The sequence below is a fragment of the Crenobacter sp. CS_VA4 genome (genome assembly GCF_055597485.1).
In genome coordinates this window covers 78383-100917 of sequence record NZ_JBVMAE010000014.1, presented here as the reverse complement: position 1 = coordinate 100917, position 22535 = coordinate 78383, and the positions used below count along the sequence as shown (strand labels likewise).

The 22535-nt window shown below is 67.8% G+C and carries 21 protein-coding genes; 7 read left to right on the top strand and 14 right to left on the bottom strand.

What is annotated here, in order from left to right; genetic code table 11:
- The first annotated feature begins 213 nt into the window (after positions 1 to 213).
- Together ACZ2IA_RS14625 and ACZ2IA_RS14620 are read left to right on the top strand one after the other, a co-directional pair.
- On the top strand, positions 214 to 474 hold the full coding sequence (locus ACZ2IA_RS14625) for a hypothetical protein (RefSeq protein ID WP_470293325.1): 261 nt from the start codon (positions 214 to 216) through the stop codon (positions 472 to 474).
- Between the two features lie 880 nt (positions 475 to 1354).
- Complete coding sequence (locus ACZ2IA_RS14620) at positions 1355 to 2575, top strand: RtcB family protein (RefSeq protein ID WP_470293324.1); 1221 nt, start codon at positions 1355 to 1357, stop codon at positions 2573 to 2575.
- A gap of 148 nt (positions 2576 to 2723) precedes the next feature.
- On the opposite strand, the gene ACZ2IA_RS14615 is transcribed toward ACZ2IA_RS14620, so the two are convergent.
- The 6 genes from ACZ2IA_RS14615 to ACZ2IA_RS14590 all read right to left on the bottom strand — a co-directional run bounded on the left by ACZ2IA_RS14615 (position 2724) and on the right by ACZ2IA_RS14590 (position 8611).
- Positions 2724 to 4535: an ABC transporter ATP-binding protein/permease gene (locus tag ACZ2IA_RS14615; RefSeq protein ID WP_470293323.1), complete on the bottom strand. Its 1812-nt coding sequence runs from the start codon at positions 4533 to 4535 to the stop codon at positions 2724 to 2726.
- Positions 4536 to 4595: 60 nt separating this feature from the next.
- The gene (locus tag ACZ2IA_RS14610) at positions 4596 to 5933 is read right to left on the bottom strand and encodes a sensor histidine kinase (RefSeq protein WP_470293322.1); all 1338 of its coding nucleotides are present in this window, start codon (positions 5931 to 5933) and stop codon (positions 4596 to 4598) included.
- Positions 5909 to 6571 (bottom strand): response regulator, encoded by a 663-nt coding sequence (locus tag ACZ2IA_RS14605; protein ID WP_470293321.1) that lies wholly within the window; start codon positions 6569 to 6571, stop codon positions 5909 to 5911. The genes ACZ2IA_RS14610 and ACZ2IA_RS14605 overlap by 25 nt, the downstream gene beginning before the upstream one ends.
- Positions 6572 to 6596: 25 nt before the next feature.
- Entirely contained in the window at positions 6597 to 7247 is a 651-nt protein-coding gene (locus ACZ2IA_RS14600; RefSeq protein WP_470293320.1) for a VTT domain-containing protein, read from the bottom strand.
- Positions 7248 to 7450: 203 nt separating this feature from the next.
- Positions 7451 to 8260 (bottom strand): FTR1 family iron permease, encoded by an 810-nt coding sequence (locus tag ACZ2IA_RS14595; protein ID WP_470293319.1) that lies wholly within the window; start codon positions 8258 to 8260, stop codon positions 7451 to 7453.
- Between the two features lie 15 nt (positions 8261 to 8275).
- Positions 8276 to 8611 (bottom strand): cupredoxin domain-containing protein, encoded by a 336-nt coding sequence (locus ACZ2IA_RS14590; protein WP_470293318.1) that lies wholly within the window; start codon positions 8609 to 8611, stop codon positions 8276 to 8278.
- Positions 8612 to 8829: 218 nt separating this feature from the next.
- Between ACZ2IA_RS14590 and ACZ2IA_RS14585 the strand changes: the two genes are divergently transcribed.
- Entirely contained in the window at positions 8830 to 9444 is a 615-nt protein-coding gene (locus tag ACZ2IA_RS14585; RefSeq protein ID WP_470293317.1) for a 3'-5' exonuclease, read from the top strand.
- A gap of 48 nt (positions 9445 to 9492) precedes the next feature.
- On the opposite strand, the gene ACZ2IA_RS14580 is transcribed toward ACZ2IA_RS14585, so the two are convergent.
- Both ACZ2IA_RS14580 and ACZ2IA_RS14575 read right to left on the bottom strand, forming a co-directional pair.
- Complete coding sequence (locus tag ACZ2IA_RS14580) at positions 9493 to 9660, bottom strand: hypothetical protein (protein ID WP_470293316.1); 168 nt, start codon at positions 9658 to 9660, stop codon at positions 9493 to 9495.
- Positions 9660 to 10094 carry a hypothetical protein gene (locus ACZ2IA_RS14575; protein ID WP_470293315.1) on the bottom strand — a complete coding sequence of 145 codons (435 nt, stop codon included), beginning with the start codon at positions 10092 to 10094 and terminating at the stop codon, positions 9660 to 9662. Before ACZ2IA_RS14575 ends, ACZ2IA_RS14580 begins: the two co-directional genes overlap by 1 nt.
- A gap of 341 nt (positions 10095 to 10435) precedes the next feature.
- Between ACZ2IA_RS14575 and ACZ2IA_RS14570 the strand changes: the two genes are divergently transcribed.
- Positions 10436 to 10771, top strand: a complete 336-nt coding sequence (locus ACZ2IA_RS14570) for a hypothetical protein (protein ID WP_470293314.1) — start codon at positions 10436 to 10438, stop codon at positions 10769 to 10771.
- Entirely contained in the window at positions 10701 to 11570 is an 870-nt protein-coding gene (locus tag ACZ2IA_RS14565; RefSeq protein WP_470293313.1) for an MFS transporter, read from the top strand. Before ACZ2IA_RS14570 ends, ACZ2IA_RS14565 begins: the two co-directional genes overlap by 71 nt.
- A gap of 999 nt (positions 11571 to 12569) precedes the next feature.
- On the opposite strand, the gene ACZ2IA_RS14560 is transcribed toward ACZ2IA_RS14565, so the two are convergent.
- Together ACZ2IA_RS14560 and ACZ2IA_RS14555 are read right to left on the bottom strand one after the other, a co-directional pair.
- Positions 12570 to 13634 (bottom strand): MFS transporter, encoded by a 1065-nt coding sequence (locus tag ACZ2IA_RS14560; protein WP_470293312.1) that lies wholly within the window; start codon positions 13632 to 13634, stop codon positions 12570 to 12572.
- A 187-nt stretch (positions 13635 to 13821) separates the two neighbouring features.
- Positions 13822 to 15048 (bottom strand): cyanate transporter, encoded by a 1227-nt coding sequence (locus ACZ2IA_RS14555; protein ID WP_470293311.1) that lies wholly within the window; start codon positions 15046 to 15048, stop codon positions 13822 to 13824.
- A gap of 154 nt (positions 15049 to 15202) precedes the next feature.
- Here ACZ2IA_RS14555 and ACZ2IA_RS14550 point away from each other — a divergent pair, with 154 nt between their 5' ends.
- The gene (locus ACZ2IA_RS14550) at positions 15203 to 16063 is read left to right on the top strand and encodes a LysR family transcriptional regulator (protein ID WP_470293310.1); all 861 of its coding nucleotides are present in this window, start codon (positions 15203 to 15205) and stop codon (positions 16061 to 16063) included.
- Positions 16064 to 16097: 34 nt separating this feature from the next.
- Here the strand turns inward: ACZ2IA_RS14550 and ACZ2IA_RS14545 are convergent, their stop codons facing one another.
- Entirely contained in the window at positions 16098 to 16973 is an 876-nt protein-coding gene (locus ACZ2IA_RS14545) for an AraC family transcriptional regulator (RefSeq protein ID WP_470293309.1), read from the bottom strand.
- On the opposite strand from ACZ2IA_RS14545, the gene panB reads away from it, so the two are divergent.
- A complete protein-coding gene (gene panB / locus ACZ2IA_RS14540; RefSeq protein ID WP_470293308.1) occupies positions 16972 to 17796 on the top strand; it encodes a 3-methyl-2-oxobutanoate hydroxymethyltransferase in 825 nt (274 codons plus the stop codon). The genes ACZ2IA_RS14545 and panB overlap by 2 nt on opposite strands.
- A 53-nt stretch (positions 17797 to 17849) precedes the next feature.
- On the opposite strand, the gene ACZ2IA_RS14535 is transcribed toward panB, so the two are convergent.
- The 3 genes from ACZ2IA_RS14535 to ACZ2IA_RS14525 all read right to left on the bottom strand — a co-directional run bounded on the left by ACZ2IA_RS14535 (position 17850) and on the right by ACZ2IA_RS14525 (position 22492).
- Positions 17850 to 18572 (bottom strand): MgtC/SapB family protein, encoded by a 723-nt coding sequence (locus ACZ2IA_RS14535; protein WP_470293307.1) that lies wholly within the window; start codon positions 18570 to 18572, stop codon positions 17850 to 17852.
- Between the two features lie 269 nt (positions 18573 to 18841).
- On the bottom strand, positions 18842 to 21736 hold the full coding sequence (gene mgtA, locus ACZ2IA_RS14530) for a magnesium-translocating P-type ATPase (RefSeq protein ID WP_470293306.1): 2895 nt from the start codon (positions 21734 to 21736) through the stop codon (positions 18842 to 18844).
- Positions 21737 to 22216: 480 nt separating this feature from the next.
- Complete coding sequence (locus ACZ2IA_RS14525) at positions 22217 to 22492, bottom strand: metal/formaldehyde-sensitive transcriptional repressor (protein WP_470293305.1); 276 nt, start codon at positions 22490 to 22492, stop codon at positions 22217 to 22219.
- Between the last annotated feature and the right edge of the window lie 43 nt (positions 22493 to 22535).

Here is a 22535-nt window from a genome sequence, read left to right as displayed (position 1 = left end):
CGAACCGGCCGGTTTCGGTGGCGGCGTTGTCGTTTTCTGCCCGCCTGGGCACCGTGTTACCCAACGGGCGTGATGTCATGCCTTCTACATGGACACTTGATTATCGTCAGGCGGCAGTGCAACACTCCTAAGGGAGTCAGCCTCGACGAGCCGCGCCTTCCGGCGGGCTTGGGGCTGGATCGTGATGTTCCCACTTCGGCAACGACAAGGAAGATGACTATGCGCAAGTTCGTGATGATCGCTCTGGTAGCGCTGGCTTCGGCCAACGTGGCGGCCTACGCTGCCGACGCTTCGTGTACCGCCAAGGCGGCCGAGAAGAAACTGGCCGGTGCCGCCAAGGACAGTTTCGTGAAGAAGTGCGAGAAGGACATGAAGGCGGCCTCGCCGCAGACGATGTGCGAGGGCAAGGCGGCCGAGAAGAAGCTGGCCGGCGCGGCCAAGAACAGCTTCGTGAAGAAGTGTATGAAGAGTTAAGCGGCTCGGCAGCCCGCCGTCGCTTTCTTAGCGAGGCCCAGCCAGTGATGGCTGGGCCTTGTTGCGTTCAGTGGGCCGGGTTTTATGGAGCGCGGGTTTGGACTGTGGCTTTGTCGGTCTCGCCCGACCGGCGACCTACTTTTCTTGCTTCGCCAAGAAAAGTAGGCAAAAGAAGGCGACCCCGATGCGCTGGCCTTCGGCTTCCCTCGCGCCTGCCAAGCGGCCAGGCGCCGCCGAACTCGCGCCGCGCTAACGTCGCGGCACTCGAACATGCGGGGCTTAAGACCTGGCCGCTTGACGATCGCTCGGCAGCGCAAAGGGGGATGGGCAGGACGATTGCAGCGGCAGTGGATTCGGAAGATTGAACACCGCGACGAACTGAACCGCGGACTATCTTTGCCATGGTTGGCCGAAATCGACCTTATCCGGTAGATCACCCATAGCGCTCTTTCGGCCAACCTTTACACTTACCCACAGCAAGGCGCAAGCAGGCGGTTTTATCCACAACCCCCAATCGCTCTCGCACTCTGTTGATTTTCCAAGCCAATTCACGACTGCCACCTACCACCACCAATTCCCCTTCGACGCCGCCGAGGACGACCCGCTCAGCGGGCCGGCGTCGTGGGGTCGCCTTTTCTTTGGGTTCTTTCTTTTGGCGAGACAAAAGAAAGAACCTCGCCGGTCGGGCGAGACCGACAAACTCACAGCCCAAACAAGCGTCTCCTACGGCCTCTACCTCGATCCCATAAAGAACCTTGGTCTGGCCAGTTCCCGGTTGATCCACTTCCTCAATGAATACGATCGACCGGGTGGCAGCCGCGCCTGCACGGACTAATACGGGGTATGGAGCGGTGTTTCTACTTGGGAAGGAGGAGCCAAGATGCGCCAGCTCGATTATCAGATCCTGACCGTGGACAACGGCGCGCCGATCAAGCTGTGGACCAACGGCGTACCGGTCGACGAAGCGGCCAAGCTCCAATTGATGAACACCGCACGGCTGCCGTTTATCTTCGACCACATCGCGGTGATGCCGGACGTGCACCTGGGCAAGGGCTCGACCATCGGCAGCGTGATCCCGACCCGCGGCGCGATCATCCCGGCGGCGGTCGGCGTCGACATCGGCTGCGGCATGATCGCCGCGTGCACCTCGCTGACGGCAAAGGACCTGCCGGACAACCTCGGCCCGCTGCGCCGCGCGATCGAGATCGCGGTGCCGCACGGGCGCTCACCGGGGCACCGCGACCCCGGCGCGTGGAACACCCCGCCACGCGAGGTGGACGCGGCGTGGCAGCAGCTCGCGCCGGGTTTCAAGCGGATCACCGACAAGTACCCGAGGCTCGCCAAGACCCACCACCGCGTGCACCTGGGGACGCTCGGCACCGGCAACCACTTCATCGAGGTGTGCCTCGACGAGGCGGACCGGGTGTGGTTCATGCTGCATTCGGGCTCGCGCGGCGTCGGCAACGCGATCGGCTGCCTGTTCATCGAGCTGGCGCAAGACGACATGCGCCAGCATATCGCGAACCTGCCGGACCGCGACCTCGCGTATCTGAAGGAGGGCAGCCGGCATTTCGACGACTACGTCGAAGCGGTCGGCTGGGCGCAGGCGTTCGCGCGCCAGAACCGCGAGCTGATGATGCAGAACGTGATCGCCGCGGCGCGCCAGGCGCTCGGCCGGCCGTTCGACGCCAGCGTCGAGGCGGTCAACTGCCACCACAACTACGTGCAGCGCGAGCGCCATTTCGGCACGGAGATCCTGGTGACGCGCAAGGGCGCGGTGTCGGCGCAGCGCGGCGAGCTCGGCATCATCCCAGGCTCGATGGGCACCAAGAGCTATATCGTGCGCGGGCTCGGCAACGAGGACAGCTTCTGCTCGTGCAGCCACGGCGCCGGCCGGGTGATGAGCCGCACCGAGGCGAAGCGCCGCTTCACCGTGGCGGACCAGGTGCGCGCGACCGAGCACGTAGAGTGCCGCAAGGATAAAGACGTGATCGACGAGATCCCGATGGCGTACAAGGACATCGACGCGGTGATGGCGGCGCAGCAGAGCCTGGTCGAGGTGGTGCATACCTTGCGCCAGGTGGTGTGCGTGAAGGGCTGAGAGCCGCCAGCAAACCCCTCCCGGCGTTGTTGCGCTGCCTTGCCGTACTAGCTGTACTGTCTGCGGCAGCGCGCCTAGCCGGGATCGCTGCACTGGGGTTTGTTAGCGGCTCTAGCGTTCGGCCAACGTTGGCCGAACGCTTTCCCCGTCAACCCGCCGGCTGCAGCACCGGCATCACGCTGTCGCTGACCTTCCAGCGGCCTTCGCCGCTCAGCTCGAGCTGGCGCGGGTGATGGGTGAGCAGCGTGCTGCGGTGGCCGACGCTGACCAGGATGGTGTCGGCCAGCCGCTCGCGCACCAGCCGGTACATCGCGTCCTCCATGCCCTCGTCCATCGCCGAGGTGGCCTCGTCGAGGAAGGCGGCCAAGGGGCGGGCGAGCAGCAGCCGGCCGAACGCCAGCCGCTGCTGCTCGCCGAGCGACAGGATCCGGCCCCAGTCGGCGGGCTCGTCGAGCTGGTGGGTCAGGTGGCCGAGCTGCACGTCGAACAGCGCCTGCTGGGCGCGCGGATCGTCTTCGAGGCCGGGCGCGGCCGGGTAGTACAGCGCGTCGCGCAGCGTGCCCAGCGGCAGGTAGGGCTTCTGCGAGAGGAACAGCACGTTGCTGGCCGGGCGGACGATCTTGCCGTCGCAATACGGCCACAACCCGGCGATCGCGCGCAGCAAGGTGGTCTTGCCGGCGCCGGAGCGGCCGCGGATCAACAGCGGCGAGCGGGCGTCGACGCTCAGCGACACGTCTTCGAGCAGCACCACATTGGCCGGGGTGCGCACCGTCAGCCCTTCCAGCGCGACGCGGTGGCCTTCGTCGCGCACGTCCGGCGTGGGCAGCTCGTTCGCGTTGACGATCGAGTCGGTGAAGCCGGACAGACGGTTCAGCACCGCCCGGTAGCCGGCGAAGTCGTCGTACGCGCCGCGGAAGAACGACAGATTGCCGTGCAGCGTGTCGAACGCCTGCGTGGTCTGCATCAGGTCGCCGAGCGTGATCTGCTTGGTGAAGAAGCGCTGCGCCTGGATGATCATCGGGAACACCACCGCGATCTGGCTCGCGATCAGGTTGAAACCCTGGAATTTCATCGACCGGAACACGATCCGCCAGACGTTGTCGATCAGCCGGCCGAAGCGAGTGCGCAAGAGCGCGCCCTCGACCTTCTCGCCGCAGTAGAACGCCACGCTTTCGGCGTATTCGCGCAGCCGCACCAAGGTGTAGCGGTAGTCGGCGTTGAAGCGTTCGTTGAGGAAGTTCAGCCGGATCAGCGGGCGGCCGACCTTGAACGCGATCACCGTGGCGACCAGCACGTACAGGTAGACCAGGAACACCATCCCCCTGGGGATCACCTGGCCGAACAGGTGCACCTCGCCGGACAGCCCCCACAGGATCAGCGTGTAGGCGAAGGTGGAGACCATCGCGTTGACCACGCCCATCGACAGCGACAGCGAATTGGACACGAAGCTGGCGATGTCCTGCTGGATCCGCTGGTCCGGGTTATCGCCGACATCGGACAGGTACTGGCTGCGATGGTAGGCCTGCTTGTCGAGCCAGCGGGACAGCAGGTGCTCGTTGAGCCAGACCCGCCAGTGGATCGAGAAGCTCTGCTGGATGTAGTAGTCGATCAGGATGCGCACGATGTGCACGCTGGCGAGCGCCCCGAAGGTCCACAGGCTCAGCCAGAACGCCGGCTCGTCGAGCTTTTGCAGCGCGGTATAGAGGCCGTTGTACCAGGTCGAGATCAGCACGTTGATCCGCACCGCCATCAGCGTCAAGAGCAGGATCAGCGCCAACACCGCGAGCGGTTTCCAGCTGCGCCGTGGCGAGAAGTAGGGGCCGGCCAGCGCCCAGAACTGCTTGCCCCAGAGGGTAGAGCGGACCAGCAGATAGCCGACCGCGATAAACAACACCACGGTGATGCCGTAGGCCTTGGCCAGCCACACGGCGCTCGCGAACAGTTCCTGATTCCAGTGCATTTTTACTCCAGGACAGCCCTTGTCGTTGGGATACCGGCGCTACGCCGATAAATCACCATACTACGGCAACGGCGGAACCGCATTCATTGCTTCCATCGCCATCGGCCAGCGCACGCTCACCCGCAGGCCAGGCGCGCCCTCGTGCAGCGTCACGCGGCCGCCGCTGCGGGTGACGATACTGTTCACGATCGCGAGCCCCAGCCCCGAGCCGACCTCGTCGTTGCCGAGCATGCGGTAGAACGGGTCGAACACCCGCTCGCGTTCCGCCGCGGGAATGCCCGGGCCGGTGTCCGCGACCGTCAGCACGACCGCGTCCGGCTCGCGCCGCACGCCCAGGTCGACCCGCCCGCCCGCCGGGGTGTAGCGGATCGCGTTGTCGACCAGGTTGCGCAGCACGGTCAGCAGGTCGAGCTGCGGCAGACCGAGCGACAGTTCTTCCGCCTCGACCACGCCCAGGTCGATCCGCTTCGCGTCGGCGAGCGGCAGCAACTCCTCCAGTACCCGCCGAAACACCGCCGGAACCGACACCGGCGCCGCCGCGGCGGGCGGCTGCGCCTGCGCCTGCGCGCGCGCCAGGCTCAGCAGCTGTTCGAGCAGCGCCTGCGTGCGCTGCATGCCCTCGCGCAGTGCCGCGAGCCGGTCGCGGGCCGCGGCCGGCAGCGCGCCGTGCGCCAGGTTGTCCACCTGCAGCGACAGCGCGGTCAGCGGGGTGCGCAGCTCGTGCGCCGCGTCGGCGACGAAGCGCCGCTGCTGCTCAAGCGACTGGCCCACCCGGCCGAGCAGGCGGTTGATCGCGGCGCTGAACGGTTGCAGCTCGGCCGGCAGCTCGTCGTCGGCGAGCCGGGCCAGGTCGTGTTCGCTGCGGCGATCCAGTTCGGCCGACAGGCGGATCATCGGTTTGAGCATCTGTCGGACCAGCACGCCGACCAGGCCCACCAGCAAGGGGATCAGCACCAAGAGCGGCACGATGGTCTGAAACGCGCTGTGCCGGGCGACTTCGTCGCGCACCTCGGTCTGCTGGCCGACCGCCAGCCGTTGCCCGTTGCGCAGCGTCCGGACATACAGCCGCCACGAGGCGTCGCCCACCGTGACGGTCTGCAAGCCGTCCGGCAGCTGCCGGGGCAGCGCCAGAGCGCCGGCCGCGTCGAGCGGCTGCACCACCAGCCGCGACGCCGGGTCGGCGATGGGTGCGAGGCGGTTGCCGACCGGCAGATTGTGTTCGTCGATCAGCGCCGCCACCTGGCGCAGCTGGTCGTCCTGCAGCTCGTTGGCCTCCTGGAACGCCCAAACGAACGCGGCGGCGCCGGCGATGATCGCGATCGCGACGATCAGCACCGACAGCCAGACCGACAGCCGCACCCGCAGCGAGCGGTTCAACCGTCTTTGGACACCATCCATCCCACCCCCCTGACGTTCTTGATCGCGCTGCTGCCGAGCTTCTTGCGCAGCGAGTGGATCAGGAATTCGACCGCGTTGCTTTCCACCTCTTCGTTCCAGCCGTAGATGCGGTCTTCCAGCTCCTGGCGCGACAGGATCGCGCCGGGGCGCAGCAGCAGCGCCTGCAGCAGCGCGAACTCGCGCGCCGACAGCAGCGCCGCGATGCCGGCCGAACGGGCTTCGCGGGTGGTCGGGTCGAGCGTGATCGCGCCGTTGCTCAAGAGCGGGCTGGCTTGCCCGCCCTTGCGCCGGAGCACCGCGCGCATCCGCGCCAGCAATTCGCCCATCGCGAACGGCTTGAGCAGGTAATCGTCCGCGCCGAGGTCCAGGCCGCGGATCCGCTCGTCGACCCCGTCGCGTGCGGTCACGATCATCAGCGGTACCGGGTTGTCGCGGCTGCGGGTCTGCCGCAGCACCTCCAGGCCGTCCTTGCGCGGCAGGCCCAGGTCGAGCAGCACCAGGCCGTAGCTCTGGGTCTCCAGCGCGGCGAGCGCCTGCTGGCCGTCGCGGACCCAGTCCACCGCGTACGCGGCTTCCTTCAGCGCCTGCGCCACCGCCTCGGCGATCATCCGGTCGTCTTCGACCAGCAGTACCCGCATCTGCGCCCCCTCGCTCCGAACCCGCTTATCCGACCAAGCCCGCCTTGCGGCGCTTGGTCCAGCGCAACAGCACCGGGACGCCGAGCAGCAACAGCGAGGTGGTGGGCATCATGCCGACCGACAGCCAGCCCAAATGCTGCTGTATCCAGCCGATGCTGCCGAGCCAGTACCCGCCGAGCATCAGGCTGCCGCACCACATGATCCCGCCCACGCAGTTGTACAGCGCGAAGCGGCGCGGGCACATGCCGGTGAGGCCGGCCAGAAACGGGGCCATCGTCCTGACGATAGGCACGAACCGGCCGATCGACACGGTCGGCCCGCCGAAACGGTCGAAATAGTGTTTGGTCTTGGCGAGATGCTGCGGCTTGATCCAGCCGCGCCGGACGATCTGCTGGCCCAGCCGCGACCGGCCGATCGCGTAGTTGGTGCCGTCACCGGCAATCGCCGCGGCGGTCACCATCGCCACCGGCACCAGCGGCGACAGGCCCGCCAGGCCGAGGAAGGCCCCGGCCGCGAACAGCATCGAGTCGCCCGGCAAGAAGGGCAGCACCACCAGGCCGGTTTCCAGGAAGACCACCAGCGCGATCAGGCCGCAGCCCAGCGGCCAGTTCTGCGCCAAGAGCGCGATCAGGCCCTGGTCGTTGCTCACCCAGCTCAGTAGTCCGGTAAACAGCATTGCCTCACTCCGTCACCCCAGATGCTCAGTCGCCGGCGGCCGCCGCGACGAGAAAACCGCGAGTGTAACGCAGCAGGATGACCTTGCCGCGCTGGAGCACGACGGGCGGCGCAGCCGCAGGCAGACCGAGTTGGAGTTTGACCAAAGAAAAACCGGCAAGCGCTGCTTGCCGGTTTTCATCAGCTTGGCCGAAGCGCAGGCGCTCAGGCGTTGGGGCGCCCGAATTTCTTCGCCATGCCGGCGATCAGACCCAGCGTGGTCAGGTAGGCGACGATCTGCATGCCGGCCGGACGTGCGGTGTAGCCGATCAGCGCGTGCAGCATCTTGCCGATCACGCTGGTATCGGTGATCAGCCAGGAGCTATCCCAGACCATATCGCCCCAGGCCGGCAGCAGGTCCGCCGCGATCAGGAAGCCGACGCCCTGGCTGGCCATCCCGGCCGCGAGGAAGATGATCAGCGCGTTGGTCACCGAGAACAGCCGACGCGTCGAGATCTGCAGCAGGCCGAAGTACAGACCGGCGCCGAGCGCCACGCCGCCGGCCAAGCCGATCAGCGCGCCGACGACCATCTGCCCGGTCTGGCCCGGGTCGCCGGCGGCGATGCCGTAGAGGAACAGCACCGCCTCCGAGCCCTCGCGCAGCATCGCTACCCCGACCACGATCGCCAGGCCCGACAGCGAGCGCGTGCCCGCCGTCACCGCCTTGCCGACCGCGCCGAGCTGCTGCGCCATCTCCCGACCATGCTTGCCCATCCAGATGCTGTGCCAGGCCAGCATGACCACCGCGATGAACATCACCGCGGCGTTGAAGATTTCCTGGCCCATCCCGGACGCCCAGGACGAGATCGCGCCGGCGAACGCGGCGACCAGGCCGGCACCGACCAAGCCGCCGAGCACGCCGGTGCCGACCCAGAAGCCACGGCCGGGCACCGACTTGGTCGCCGCCATCACGATCGAGACGACCAGCGCCGCCTCGAGGATTTCCCGGAAAACGATCAGTATCGTGGAAAGCATGCTCGGGCCACCCGCTTACTTGACGATCAGGCGGGTCTTCGACGCCGCTTCGTGGTACTCGTCGTGGAACTCGTACTGGCCGGCCTTCAGGGGCCCGATGAAGAAGCTGGCTTCCTTGCCGCCTTCGACCAGCTTGCCGCCCTTGAAGTCGTCGCTCATGAATTCGGCGGTGGTCTTGTCGAGGTTCTTCAGCGTGATCTTGACCTTGGTGTTGGCCGGAATGGTCAGCTCGGCCGGCGTGAACTTGTGGTCTTTCAGCGACAGCGAGAACGCTTGTTCGGCGGCGAACGCCGAACTTGCCAACGGCAGTGCCAACGCCAGCGCGGCGGCAAACTTGGAAAGCTGATTCATGTCGTGACCTCGAGGGTAGATGCAAGGAAGTGCCCGAGCCGCAGCCCTGGCGATTAAATAAGAAGCGTTATCATCGTAGGACGAGATACTTAGCTGAAACTTAGCCACCGCGCCGCGGTAACGCCAAGCCGGCCCGCTCCGACCATCCGGCGGCGGCGCTGGCCGCCGCGCCCGCTTTGCGTTAGGGTGGCGGCGCCCGTCAACCCCTGGAGTGCATCTTGGAACGCATCGCCGTCATCGACTTTGAAACCACCGGCATCAGCCCCGGTGCCACCGGCCGCGCCACCGAGATCGCCGCGGTGCTGGTCGAGGACGGCCGGGTGGTGGACCGCTACCAGAGTCTGATGAACGCCGGGGTGCGCGTGCCGCCGTTCATCGAGCAGCTGACCGGGATCAGCACCGCGATGGTGAAGAACGCGCCGCCGGCCGCGACGGTGATGGCCGAGGTCGCCGACTTCGTCGGCGAGTCGCCGCTGGTGGCGCACAACGCCGCGTTCGACCAGAAGTTCTGGGACGCCGAGCTGGCACGGATCGGCCGGACCCGCCGCCAGGCGTTCGCCTGCTCGCTGCTGCTGTCGCGCCGGCTGCTGCCCGAGGCGCCCAATCACAAGCTCGGCACGCTGACCGCCTGGGCGCGACTGCCCGCCACCGGCCAGGCGCACCGGGCGCTGGCCGACGCCGAGATGGCCGCCAACCTGCTCGGCCACCTGAGCGAGCGGCTGACCCGCCAGTACGGGCTCTCCCATGTGTCGCACCGCCTGCTGTGCGAACTGCAGAAGGTGCCGGCCGCCAAGGTCGGCCAGTTCCTGCAGCGCGCCACCGCCCGGGCTTAAGTGCCTCGGCCAGGCCCTTCTTAACCGTCGATTCCTTAATTCACGAATTCACGCCTTCAGCAGATTGATCGCGGTCGGGTCGACCGTGGCGCCGCCGCCGCTGACGCTGGCGCGCGCGCCGTGGCCATCGAGCGTCAGTCGACATGACAGCTTACTGATCGCCGCGCCGGTGCGCTCGACCAGCAGCTCGACCGCACTCAAATCGCCCTTGGCCATCAGCCTGACGTATTGGCGCTGACTCTGCGCCGCGATCTGCCAGGCATCTCGGTGCCGGCCGCGCTGAGCTGCACGAAGCGATTCTGCAGCCCCTCATCGGCGGCGAACAGCGCCTCGATCCGCGCCTTGTCGGGGTGAGCATTACTGACCGCCGTGGCGCCGTTGAAGCCCGGCGACAGCTCCAGCTCGGGCGGGATCGCGATGCCCAGCTCGCGGCAGCGTCGGTTCAGGTCGGCCGAAAAGCGCTGCAGTTCGATCGCGAGGCGCTGCGGCAGCGAGGACTTGTCGATCATGTTGCCCGTCTGCGGGAACGACTCCTTGTCGAGCAAGGAGAGAGGGGGTGCGTCGGCGGCAGTCGCTGCCGGCGCAGGGGCAAGATCTGCCGACGCGCTCTGGCGCGCCAGCTCGGCGACGAAGCCGGCCGCGGCCGGCACGACCGGTGGTCAGCCGGTCTGGCGATGGGTGGAATCGTTGGCGCTGCCTGCGGGGCGGGCGGGGTTGATGACGGGCATCGCGAACTCCTCGCTGTGATGGAAAGCCACTGCAGCAGCAAGTTTCATGCCAATAAAATATTGCCTACATAATTCTATATGCCGTGCAGGCACGGCGTCGGCATGCTGGTAGGATAATCCGCTGACATACCCCGCCGGTCGGCCTACCCCTCCCGCCCGGCGGGTCCGCCCACAAGGACCCCCACCATGCCTGCCCTCTCGCTGCCGCTACCCCGGCAACTGCTCGCCCCATCCGCGGCCTGCCGCGCTCGGCCTACGTACAGGTGCTCGCCACACTGATCAACAATATGGGCGGCTCGTCCAAGCTGTTCCTGCCGCTGTACTTCCTCGAACACTACCGGCTCGGCTACGCACGCATCGGCCTGATGATGGGCGTGTACGGCCTGGGCAGCTTTCTCGGCGCCTACTTCGGCGGCAGCCTGTCCGACCGGGTCGAGACGCACCGGCTGACGCTAGCTCTGTTGGCCTGCAGCGGCGTGATCAGCCTGCTGCTGGCGACCCCGCTGCCGTTGGCGGCATTCCCTGCTATTGCTGATCGCCGGGCTGTGCGACGGCGGCTTCCGCCCCGGCAATATGCGGCTGGCGCTGGAGCCGTGTAGCCCGGCGCAGCGGCCGACCGCACAGGGGCTGCTGCGGATGGCAACCAATCTCGGCGGCGCGCTCGCCGGCATCAGCGGCGGCCTGCTCGCCAGCGTCGGCTACCACTGGGTGTTCCTCGCGCAGGGCGTCGCCAGCCTGCTCGGCGCCGCCTGGATGCTGCACAGCTACCGGCGCGAGCCACCACCGCCGCGCCTGGCGCCGCCGCTCGCCGGCCGCGAGGCCGGCCGCTCGGCCTGGCTGGATAAGCCGTTCCTGGTGTTCATCGCCGGCCAGCTATTGGCGCTGACCGTGTTCGATCAGATCTACGGCACGCTCGGGCTGTTCCTGCGCGAGCAGTATCGGCTCGGGCCGCAGTGGCTCGGCTACCTGTTCACGCTGAACTGTCTGATGGTGGTCGGGCTGCAGCTGCCGATCGCGCACCGAGTCGGCCACTGGGGGCTGGCGCGCAGCTCGCACGCAGGCGTGCTATGCGTCGGCGCGTCGTTCCTGGTGCTGAACCTCGGCGACAGTGCGCCGTGGGCGCTGGCGGCGATGGCGGTGCTGACGGTGGGCGAGCTGTTGATGTTGCCGACCTGGGCGGCGATCGTGATGTTGCGCTCGGAAGGGCGGCGGCGCGGCCAGTATATGGGCATCTACAATGCCGCCTGGACCGGCCGCACGCTGTTCGCGCCGGCCTTGGGCACCTGGGCGTATGGCCAGTTTGGCGGGCCGCTGTTGTGGTGGCTGTGTGCGGGGGTGGCGGGGCTGGCGCTGGCCCTGCATGGGCCGACGCTGCCGCGGATGCTGGGGCGGGAGTAGTTGCGCTGTCCTGTAAAAAAGGCGGCCTTGTGGCCGCTTTTTTTGATTCTGCATCGCTTCGTTGGAATGGTGGTGGGGACGGCGGCTTTGTCGGTCTCGGCCAGCCGACCATGCCTTTACTACTAATTCATCGGTCGATGGTAGTCGGCGTGAGTGGTGCGACAGCGCCGGTCCCGCCCGGCGGGGCGGCTCACTTTTCTTGCTTCGCCAAGAAAAGTAAGCAAAAGAAGGCGACCCCAGTGCGCTGGCCTTCGGCTTCCCTCCCGCCTGCCAAGCGGCCAGGCGCCGCCGAACTCGCGGGCGGCTAACGTCCGCCCACTCGAACAAGCGGCGGCTTAAAACCTGGCCGCTTGACGATCGCTCGGCAGCGCAAAGGGGACGGGCAGGATGATTGCAACGGATGTGGATTCGGGAGGTTAAAAAGGCGACGGCAGACTTGTGGACTTACTCGCCAAGGTTGGCCGAAGCAGACCTTATCTGGCGGGATCACGCATCAGGCACTTTCGGCCAACCTTGCGTTTATCCACAGTAAGTCGTCGATCTCAGCCTTTATCCACAACTATCAATCGTTCCAGCAAACTGCTGACGTTCCGAGCCCACTCACGACGGCCACCTACTACCACCCCTGCCCCTTCGACGCCGCCGAGGACAGCACGGCCAACGGGGGGTGTCGGCGAGCACTGTCCGAGTGCCGGCTTCAGCCGGCGCGAGTTGCGCAGCCGCCGTTGGCCGTGGCGCCCGTAGGGCAGCCCGCAACGCGGGCCGGCGTCGTGGGGTCGCCTTTTCTTTGGGTTCTTTCTTTTGGCGAAACAAAAGAAAGAACCTCGCCAGTCGGGCGAGACCGACAAGGCCTCAGCCCTCACCTACGTTGGCCGAAAGCACAGATCTGATGAGGTGTTGCCCCCTCCCCCTCATCCACAAGCATGAAGCCCGCCCCTTACAAAAAAAGCGGCCCAGCGGCCGCTTCTTCACTCCGAAACCACGCCTTTCGGCCAACGTTCAGCCGCGCTGAACCGCCAGACTCCGCCGCGGCGCCCGCACCAACTGCCACACGCACAACACCCCGGCAAACCCCGCCCCCGCCAGACACACCCCATACCAACCGACCGCCGCGTAGGCAACGCTCGCCGCACTCGAGCCGGCCGCGCCGCCGATGAAGTAGCTGGTCAGGTAGACGGTGGTGATCCGGCTGCGCATCTCCGGCGCCAGCGTGTAGATCACGCTCTGGTTGGAGATGTGCAGGCCCTGCACGCCGATGTCGAGCAGCAGCACCCCGGCCAAGAGCGCCACCAGCGACTGTGCGCCGAGCGCGATCAGCCCGAACGAGAGCAGGATCGCGCCGCTGCACAGCACCGTCGCCACCCCGCCGCGGCCGCGGTCGGCGAGCCGCCCGGCAAAGCCGGCCGACAAGGCGCCGGCGGCACCGGCGAGGCCGAACAGGCCGATCTGCCCCTCGGAGAAGCCGTACGGCGGCTGGCTGAGCAGGAAGGTCAGCCCGGTCCAGAATACACTGAAGCAGGCGAACGCCAGCGCGCCGTACAGCGAGCGCAGCCGCAGCGCCGGCTCGGTGCGGATCAGCGTGACGAGCGACTTGAGCAGCGCGCCGTACTGGAACGAAATGTCGCGCGGATCGCGCGGCAGTGCCCGCGCCAGCAGCAGGGTCAGCAGCGCCACCAGCAAGGCCGCGACCACGTACACCGCGCGCCAGCCGGCCAGCTCGGCGATCAGCCCGGACACGGTGCGCGCCAACAGGATGCCGAGCAGCAGACCGCTCATTACCGTGCCGACCACCCGGCCGCGCTGGCGCTCGTCGGCGAGCGACGCGGCGAACGGCACCAGCAATTGCGCCGAGCAGGAACTCATGCCGACCAGCACGCTCGCCAGCGCGAAGCTGCCGAAGCCCGGGCTGAACGCCGCGACCAGCAGCGCCAGCACGCTCGCCGCCAACAGGCCGAGGCTCGCCGGCTGACGGCCGAAGCTCGTGGCGATGGTCGCGAGCAGCGGCTGCGAGTAATAAAGGTTGGCGATGACGGTGCCGCAAGCGATAGCGAACAGCAGCGTCAACGGCCGCGACAGGTGGTGGGGGTAGTGGTCATCGGTGCATCAACCCAGGTTAGGGCAGCCAACATGGCAGCGTAGCGCTAGGCGCCCTGCCGTAGACAGTACAAGTAGTACGGCAAGGCGGGGCAACAACGCCGGGAGGATTTTAGCTACGCAGAAACTCGCAAAAGCCTCGTTTTGTTGGCGGCTCTCAATCGGACGTCGCCACGCCGCGCATCGCGGCGGCGTAGCCCTGCGGTGTGTAACGGCTGGTCACCAACAGCATCGCCGCGGCCGACACGATCAACAGCAGCCAACCGGCGGTGAAACTGCCGCTGGCGTCGCGGATCCAGCCGATTGCGAACGGCGCCAGCGCCGCGATGATGAAGCCGAGCCCCTGCACGAACGCCGCCAGCTCGCCGGCGGCGCGCGGTTCGTGCAGGTGGTCGAGCGTCAGGATCAGGCTGAGCGCGAAGCAGCCGCCCAGGCCGAAGCCGGTAGCACTCACCCACAGCCAGGCTAGCCGTTCCGGACACACGGTCAGCCCGACGAAGCCGACCAGCTGCAGGCACAGGCCCAAGGCCAGCCAGGGGCGGCGGTCGGCGCTTTTGAGCGCCAGCGCCGGCAGCGTCAACGCGGCGACCACCTGCGCGGCGGTCATCAGGCCGAGCAGGCTGCCGCCCTGCTGGGCGCTCAGGCCGCGCTGCACGAAGAACGGCGGCAGCCACGCCACCATGCTGGTATAGCCGCCGTTGATCAGGCCGAAATAGAGCGCCAACAGCCAGGCGCGACGGTTGCGCAGCAGCGCCCCGAGGCCGCGACCGGCGGCTCGCGCCGGCTCGGGCATCTCGCCCGGCGCCGTCCGCCACACTGCGAGCGCCACGACCGCGAGCAGCGCCCAGACCCCCAGCCCGGCGTGCCAGTCGTGCAGGCGCCGCGCGAGCCAGGGGCTCGCCACCGCACCGAGCCCGCCGCCGCCCATGATCGCCGCCGAATAGAGGCCCATCGTCTGCGGCAGCCGCGCCGCGTAGTTGTGCTTGATCACGCCGGGCAGCAAGGCCTGGATCAGCGCGACGCCGACGCCGACCAGCGCGGCGCTGGCGATCAGCGCGCTGCTCGTGGCGGCGCTCCAGCGCCAGCCGCAGGCGGCGCCGATCACCGCCAGGCCGAGCGTCACGCCGTGGCGGTCGCCGAGCACCCGGCTGACCCGACCGCCGGCCAGCGCGAACAGCCCCATCGCCAGCACCGGCAGGGTGGTCAGCAAGGAGGCGAGCCGAAACGGCAGGCCGGTGGCGGCGCGGATGTCGCCCAAGAGCGGACTGATCGAGGTCAAGGTCGGGCGCAGGTTCAGCGCCACCAGCAGCAGCGCGGCCAGTAGTGCCGCGCCGCCGCGCGCGCCGACGCGCGGTGCGGCGAGTGCCGCCGAGGACTCAGCCATGCTGCGCTCCCCGATATAGGCCCGGCGCACACTGTCTCATCGGTTCCATTGATTGCTTCTCCCTGTCTACTGCTTGCCGAGTGTAGGGACGCGCTTGGCTATTTAGAAATGAAATGATTGAATGTCTGCTAGTGGCATTTACACTGGAAACACCATGCTCGACTTAACGCTGCTGAAAAGCTTCGTCGCGGTCGTCGACTGCGCGAGCTTCACCCGCGCCGCCGAGCGGCTGCACCTGACCCAGTCGACCGTCAGCCAGCAGATCCGCCGCCTCGAAGACGCGGTCGGCCGGCCCTTGCTTGAGCGCGGGCCGCGGCTGGTGCGGCCGAGCGAAGACGGCGAGCGGCTGCTCGGCTACGCGCGCCGGCTGGTCGCGCTGGCCGACGAGGCGAGCGACCTGTTCGGCGCCTCGCCGCTCGACGAGGTGCTACGCCTCGGCCTGCCGGAGGACTTTGCCGCCGGCCGGCTCACCCCCTTGCTCGCCGCCTTCGGCCGCGACCACCCCGGGCTGCGCCTGGAGGTGACCAGCGGCCTGAGCGGCGAGCTGCAGCGCCTGTACGACGCCGGCGAACTCGACCTGATCCTGGTCAAGCAGCTCACCGGCCAGCGCGCCAGCGTCGCCGCCTGGCCGGAGCCGCTGATCTGGGTCGACAGCCTGGCACACCCGGCCTTAGGCAGCGAACCGCTGCCGCTGGCGGTGTTCCCGCCCGGCGGCCTGTACCGCAACGAGATGATCCACGCGCTCGAGGTGCTGGGGCGACGCTGGCGGATCAGCTACTGCAGCACCAGCCTGACCAGCCTGTGCGCCGCGGTCGGCGACGGCCTCGGCATCAGCCTTATCCCGCGCCGCGCGCTGCTGGCAACGCACCGCGTGCTCGGCGCGGACCTGCCGGCGATCGAGGTGATGGAGCTGTCGCTGCAGCACCGCGCCGGCCTGTCGCCGCTGGGTCTGGCGCTGGCGGCGCGGCTGGCCGCCGCCTGCCGCGACGGCGCGACACAGGCCGAGGCGGGCTGAGTGCCTTTCAGCCAACGTTGCCAGCCGACCTCGCTCAGACAGTCCATGAAGCGACGCCGACCCGCCCCGGCGTGCAGCCGAACTGGCGCTGGAACGCCTCGATAAACGCCGAGGTCGAGCCGTAGCCGCAGTCGGCCGCGACCCGGGTCACCGCCTCGCCGGCCTGCAACCGCGGCAGCGCCGCGAACAGCCGCAAGCGCTGCCGCCAGGCGCGGAAGTTCAGCCCGGTCTCGGCGCGAAAATGCCGCGCCAGCGTGCGCGCGCTGGCGCCGACCCGCTGCGCCCAGTCTTCCAGCCGGCGCTCGTCGCCCGGTTCGGCCAACAGCGCGTCAGCGATGCGGCGCAGCCTCGGGTCGGCCGGCAAAGGCAGCACCAGCCTGGCCGGCTGCAGCGCCCGCAGCTGGTCGAACAGCACCGCCACCAGCCGGTCCACTTCTGCCGTGTCCGGCTCGGCGGCGGCGAGTGCGGAGCCGGCGACGATCAGCTCGCGCAGCAGCGGTGTCACCGTCAGCGGCTGGCAGGCTTGGCCGAAGCCGGCCGGCAAGGCCGCGTCCAGGTACAGGCTGCGGCACCACACCTCATGCTCGACCCGCACCCCGTGCGCCAGCCCGGGCGGAATCCACAGCGCCTGCTCGGGAGAGAGCAGGTAGCGGGCGCGTTCGGTCTCGACCTGCATCAGGCCGCGGCTGGCGTAGAGCAGCTGCGCCCACGGGTGGCGGTGCAGTGGCACGGTCGCCCCGGCCGGGATGGTGTGGGCGCGGAAGTACACCGGGCCGGGCAGCGTGGTCCAGTCGGGGATGAATACGGCAGGCTGTCCGGTTGGCGGCATGGTCTGGCGGCTCGGCGCAAGTGGCGGGATCAGCGCGCATGATAGCGTGGCGCTCCATTGCAATGACAAGGAGCTAACCATGAGCAGCCATACCTCCCTCGCCCGCTTGGGCGTCCCCGAACTGGCGAAACGCAAGGGCGCCGGCAGCCTGGTGTCGCTGACCGCGTACACCACCCCGATGGCACGGCTCGCCGACCGCCATGCCGAACTGATCATCGTCGGCGATTCGCTCGGCATGGTGCTGTACGGGCTGCCGAGCACGCTCGGCGTGACGCTGGAGATGATGATCGCGCACGGCCAGGCGGTAATGCGCGGCAGTAGTCGCGCGGTGGTGGCGGTCGACCTGCCGTTCGGCAGCTATCAGGGGTCGACCGAGCAGGCGTTTGCCAGTGCCGCGCGGGTGCTGGCCGAAACCGGCGCGCAGGCGATCAAGCTCGAAGGCGGGGTGGAAATGGTCGAGACGGTGCGTTTCCTGACCGCGCGCGGCGTGCCGGTGCTGGCCCACGTCGGGCTGATGCCGCAGCAGCTGAACGCCTTGGGCGGCTTTCGCGCGCAGGGCCGCGACGCCGCCGGCGCCGCCAAGGTGCGCGCCGACGCGCTGGCGATGGCCGAGGCCGGTGCGTTCGCGGTGGTGCTGGAGGGCATCGCCGAACCCTTGGCGCGGGCCTTGAGCATCGAGTTGCTCATCCCGACCATCGGCATCGGCGCCTCGCCGGCCTGCGACGGCCAGGTGCTGGTCAGCGAGGACGCGCTCGGCCTGTTCGGCGACTACACGCCGCGCTTCGTGAAGCGCTACTCCGAGCTGCTCTCCGACGCCGACGCGGCACTGGAGCGCTACGCCGCCGAGGTGCGCAGCGGCGCGTTCCCCAGCTTGGCGCACTGCTTCGGTGTGGAACGTGCATGAGAAAGGGGAGCCGGCAGGCTCCCCTTGCTGTGACATTGCGTTCGGCCGCCGAATCACTCGGTGGTGCTCGGGTTCCAGAACGCCTGGCTGACGAAGTCGTGGCTGACCAAGAGGCCGACGATGCGGTCGAGCTCGGCCGAATCGACCGAAGTGGCCTGCAGGGTCGCGTTGATCTCGACGTCGTCGTCGCCGAACGGCAGCACGTCGAGGTCGGCGACCGGGTAGTTGGCGGTCTCGAGCATCGCCTCCATCGCCGCGAGCGCGGTCTTCTGCTCGGCGCGGCTGGCGATCACGCACAGGATGTAGGTGAGCTCGCTGGCCGCGTCGTCGATCGGCCGGCGGTTGATCGCGTTGGCGAGCGGGCGCAAAAGCGTGTTGGCCGACAGCACGAAGCCGGCAGCCAGCACCGCCTCGCCGATCAGCGACGCGCCGGCGCAGGCCCCGGCCGCGGCCGAGCCCCACAGGGTCGCGGCGGTGTTCAGGCCGCGCACGTTCAGTCCTTCCTTCATGATCGCGCCGGCGCCGAGGAAGCCGACCCCCGACACCACGTAGGCGACCACCCGGGTCGCACCGTCCGGCCCGGCCAGGCGCCCGGCCAGATCGACGAACACCGCCGCGCCGACCGCGACCAGCGCGTTGGTGCGCAGCCCGGCGGTGCGCTGCCGGTACTGGCGCTCGTAGCCGACGATAGAGCCGAGCACGAACGCCACCGCGAGACAGATCAGAGTGTTGAGCAGCAGCCAGGGGCGGAAGTTTTCGATCACGTCCAGGGTCATGATCTTCCCCTTCTAAAAAGACGAGCGATGCTGACGGCATCGCTCTGGATTATTGCGGGATTCGGCCAACCTTGCTGCCGCAAGGTTGGCCGAATCGATTTCGATCGCGGCCAAGTCCATCGTTTCCCCGATCAATGACTTGCCCAACGTAGCCGCGGAGAAACCCCAGCGCAGCGGTTCCGGCTAGGCGCGCCGCCGCAGACAGTACGCACTGTACGGCAAGGCGGCGCAACAACGCCGGAAGGGGTTTATCCGCGGCGGCCCAAGACCTACTGCCACCCGTAGCGGCGGGTGTAGATCCCCTTCATCGCCTGCACCAGCGCCATATAACCGAACAGGATCACCACCAGCCACGGGAAGTAGGAGAGCGGCAGCGCCGTGAGGTGGAAGTAGTGCGCCAGCGGGCTCATCGGCAGCGCGATGCCGATCACGATGATTGCGGCGGTCATCGCCAACAGCGGCCAGGCGGCGCGGCTCTGCAGGAACGGCACCTTGCGGGTGCGGATCATGTGCACGATCAGCGTCTGCGACAGCAGGCCCTCGACGAACCAGCCGGACTGGAACAGCGTCTGGTGTTCCGGGCTGTTGGCGCTGAACACGAACCACATCAGCGCGAAGGTGGCGATGTCGAACACCGAGCTGAGCGGCCCGAAGAACACCATGAAGCGGCCGATCTCGTTCGGGCTCCACTGCTGCGGCTTCTCCAGCAGCTCCTTGTCGACGTGATCGAACGGGATGGCGATCTGCGACACGTCGTAGAGCAGGTTCTGCACCAACAGATGCAGCGGCAGCATCGGCAAGAAGGGGATGAACGCACTCGCCACCAGCACCGAGAACACATTGCCGAAGTTCGAGCTCGCGGTCATCTTGATGTACTTGAGCATATTGGCGAAGGTGTTGCGGCCTTCGACCACGCCCTGCTCCAGCACCATCAGGCTCTTCTCCAGCAGGATGATGTCGGCCGCTTCTTTCGCGATGTCGACCGCCGAATCGACCGAGATGCCGATGTCGGCCGCGCGCAGCGCCGGCGCGTCGTTGATGCCGTCGCCCATGAAGCCGACCACGTGGCCCGCCTCGCGCAGCGTGCGCACGATCCGTTCCTTCTGGCTCGGGTTGAGCTTGGCGAACACGTTGGCGGTCTGCACCACCGCCGCGAGCTGCGCGTCGCTCATCGCGTCGACCTTGTCGCCGAGCACCACGCCGCGGATGGTCAGCCCCACCTCGCGGCAGATCTTCTGCGTCACCAGCTCGTTGTCGCCGGTGAGGATCTTCACCTCGACGCCGTTGGCCGCCAGCGCCGTCAGCGCCGGCCGGGTGGTTTCCTTCGGCGGGTCGAGGAAGGCGATGTAGCCGGTCAGCGTCAGCTCGCTCTCGTCGCCGACGCCGTAGCTGTCCTTGCTCGGCAGCAGCTCTTTCGCCGCCACCGCCACCACGCGCAGCCCCTGGTGGTTCAGCTCGGCGGTCACCTTGCGGATGTCGGCCAACAGCGCCGGGGTCAGCGGCTCGACCTTGTCGCCGTGGCGCACGTGGGTCGACACCGCCAGCACTTCCTCGAGCGCGCCCTTGCAGATCACCAGGTGGGTGTCCTCGTGGCGGCTCACCACCACCGACATGCGGCGCCGCTCGAAATCGAATGGGATCTCGTCGACCTTGCGGAACGCCTGCGCGACGTTCAGCTCGCGGTGCACCTCGGCGTGCTCGAGTACCGCCACGTCGAGCAGGTTCTTCAGGCCGGTCTGGTAATAGCTGTTGAGATACGCGTACTCGAGCACCTCGTCGCATTCCTCGCCGTACACGTCGGTGTGGCGCTCGAGGAAGATCTTGTCCTGCGTCAGCGTGCCGGTCTTGTCGGTGCACAGGATGTCCATCGCGCCGAAGTTCTGGATCGCGTCGAGCCGTTTGACGATCACCTTCTTGCGCGACAACAGCACCGCACCCTTGGCGAGCGTCGAGGTGACGATCATCGGCAGCATTTCCGGGGTCAGGCCGACCGCGATCGACAGCGCGAACAGCGAGGCCTCGACCCAGTCGCCCTTGGTGAAGCCGTTGATGAACAGCACCAGCGGCGCCATCACGAACATGAAGCGGATCAACAGCCAGCTGACCTTGTTCACGCCGTGCTGGAACTGGTTCAGCGTGCGGTCGCTGCGGGTGACCCGTTCGGCCAAGGCGCCGAAGTAGCTGTGGTTGCCGGTGCCGACCACCACCGCGGTGGCCGAGCCGCTGACCACGTTGGTGCCCATGAAGCACAGGTTGTCGAGCTCGAGCGGGTTACCGGTCTTGCCGTCGCGCTGGGTCGGGAATTTTTCCACAGGCAGCGATTCGCCGGTCATCGCCGCCTGGCTGACGAACAGGTCTTTCGCCGCCAGCACGCGCAGGTCGGCCGGGATCATGTCGCCGGCAGACAGCCGCACCACGTCGCCCGGCACCAGCTCTTTGATCGGCAGCTCGAGCTGGCGCACCCGGTATGCGGTCGATGCCGCGCCGGCGCCGTGCCCGGCCCGCGGGGCCAAGAGCTTGGCCGAACGGCGCGACAGGCCGTCCGGCACCAGCAGGCTGGCCGGCAGCTCGGCGTTGCCTGCCGCCTGCAGCTGCAGCCGGGCGGCGAGCGCGCGCTCGGCCCCGACTGCGGCGACATCACCGTCCTCGACCGGCTCACGGCGCAGCACCGTGGCGGTGTTGCTGACCATCGCCTGCAGCTTCTCGGCGGCGCGGTTGGAGCGGCCCTCCTGCACGAAACGCAGCAGGGTCGACACCACCACCATCGTCGAGATGACCACGGCGCCCTTCATGTCGTCGGTCAGGTAGGACACCAGCGCCAGCACCGTCAACAGCACGTTGAACGGGTTGCGGTAGCACAGCCACAGGTGCTGCGCGCCCGAGATCGGCTTCTCGTGCTCGACCTCGTTCGGGCCGACCCGCTCGCGGCGCTCGGCGGCGTCCGCCTCGGTCAGGCCGTCTTCGCGGCTGTGCAGCTTGGCGAGCAGCGCCGACGGCTCGAGCCGCGCGGCGGCGGCGAGATCACGCGCCAGCTCGGCCGGCAGATCCTTGTTGGTATTGGCGCCGCGCAGCATGTCGAGTATCGCTAGGCGGCGGAAGTGGCGGGTGTTGACGCCCTTGTTGAGCAATTGCAGCAACTGCTGCTTGAAAAAATCGAAACGCATGATCTCTCCTCGGCCGCGGAGTGAATGGCCGGCCTCGGCCATCGCCCGGCGGCGATCCGATGTTGAGTCGAGCAAATCAATGCGCACCCGCGTCTGCCAGCCCTACGGACAGGCACACGCCGGCGCACCCTCGACCGGCCGAAACGCACGACGCCAACGGCGCCGCACCGCGGCGAGCGGCGAGGGTTGATTCGCAAAACAAGTAGTGGGAGAGCGCGGAACCGGCGAAGACCGGCTCGGACACCGCTGCCCGTGTCAGGCACGGCAGCGGCAGTGAAGACTGTCGTTACCTATGCCTGGACGTGGTTGGCCGATACCGGCCTGGGACCGTTACTAGAACAACTGTCCAAGTCAGGAACTCCATTCGAAATGACGGGCGGACCATACCACAGCCCGGCGCCACTGGGTATGACAATAGGAAAGAAAAGCGCCGATTCGTCGCCAATGTGACGAAAAATGGCACAACTTCGTCATTCACGACTACTTCAGGTAGGAACGCAACACCGCGAGTACCCCTTCCAGCTCGCGCTCGCGCTCCTCGGGTGAGGTCACCTCCGGGCCGAGATGCTCGCGCAGATGGCCTTCCAGCACCTGCGACATCAGGCCGTTCACCGCACCGCGGATCGCGGCGATCTGCTGCAACACCGCCATGCAGTCGGCCTCCTGATCGAGTGCCTTTTCCAGCGCCTCGGCCTGGCCCTTGATGCGGCGCACCCGGGTCAGCAGCGGTTTCTTGTCGCGCGTGGTATGCGGCATTCTGCTCGGTCCTCTTAAGATCAGATACAGGGGGATAGTATTA

Excerpts from the sequence above, each read along its gene's own strand:
- ACZ2IA_RS14625 (WP_470293325.1), top strand. The coding sequence starts at position 214 with ATGACTATGCGCAAGTTCGTGATGATCGCTCTGGTAGCGCTGGCTTCG.
- ACZ2IA_RS14620 (WP_470293324.1), top strand. The coding sequence starts at position 1,355 with ATGCGCCAGCTCGATTATCAGATCCTGACCGTGGACAACGGCGCGCCG.
- ACZ2IA_RS14615 (WP_470293323.1), bottom strand. The coding sequence starts at position 4,535 with ATGCACTGGAATCAGGAACTGTTCGCGAGCGCCGTGTGGCTGGCCAAG.
- ACZ2IA_RS14610 (WP_470293322.1), bottom strand. The coding sequence starts at position 5,933 with ATGGATGGTGTCCAAAGACGGTTGAACCGCTCGCTGCGGGTGCGGCTG.
- ACZ2IA_RS14605 (WP_470293321.1), bottom strand. The coding sequence starts at position 6,571 with ATGCGGGTACTGCTGGTCGAAGACGACCGGATGATCGCCGAGGCGGTG.
- ACZ2IA_RS14600 (WP_470293320.1), bottom strand. The coding sequence starts at position 7,247 with ATGCTGTTTACCGGACTACTGAGCTGGGTGAGCAACGACCAGGGCCTG.
- ACZ2IA_RS14595 (WP_470293319.1), bottom strand. The coding sequence starts at position 8,260 with ATGCTTTCCACGATACTGATCGTTTTCCGGGAAATCCTCGAGGCGGCG.
- ACZ2IA_RS14590 (WP_470293318.1), bottom strand. The coding sequence starts at position 8,611 with ATGAATCAGCTTTCCAAGTTTGCCGCCGCGCTGGCGTTGGCACTGCCG.
- ACZ2IA_RS14580 (WP_470293316.1), bottom strand. The coding sequence starts at position 9,660 with ATGGCCAAGGGCGATTTGAGTGCGGTCGAGCTGCTGGTCGAGCGCACC.
- ACZ2IA_RS14555 (WP_470293311.1), bottom strand. The coding sequence starts at position 15,048 with ATGGCTGAGTCCTCGGCGGCACTCGCCGCACCGCGCGTCGGCGCGCGC.
- ACZ2IA_RS14550 (WP_470293310.1), top strand. The coding sequence starts at position 15,203 with ATGCTCGACTTAACGCTGCTGAAAAGCTTCGTCGCGGTCGTCGACTGC.
- panB (WP_470293308.1), top strand. The coding sequence starts at position 16,972 with ATGAGCAGCCATACCTCCCTCGCCCGCTTGGGCGTCCCCGAACTGGCG.
- ACZ2IA_RS14545 (WP_470293309.1), bottom strand. The coding sequence starts at position 16,973 with ATGGTTAGCTCCTTGTCATTGCAATGGAGCGCCACGCTATCATGCGCG.
- ACZ2IA_RS14535 (WP_470293307.1), bottom strand. The coding sequence starts at position 18,572 with ATGACCCTGGACGTGATCGAAAACTTCCGCCCCTGGCTGCTGCTCAAC.
- mgtA (WP_470293306.1), bottom strand. The coding sequence starts at position 21,736 with ATGCGTTTCGATTTTTTCAAGCAGCAGTTGCTGCAATTGCTCAACAAG.
- ACZ2IA_RS14525 (WP_470293305.1), bottom strand. The coding sequence starts at position 22,492 with ATGCCGCATACCACGCGCGACAAGAAACCGCTGCTGACCCGGGTGCGC.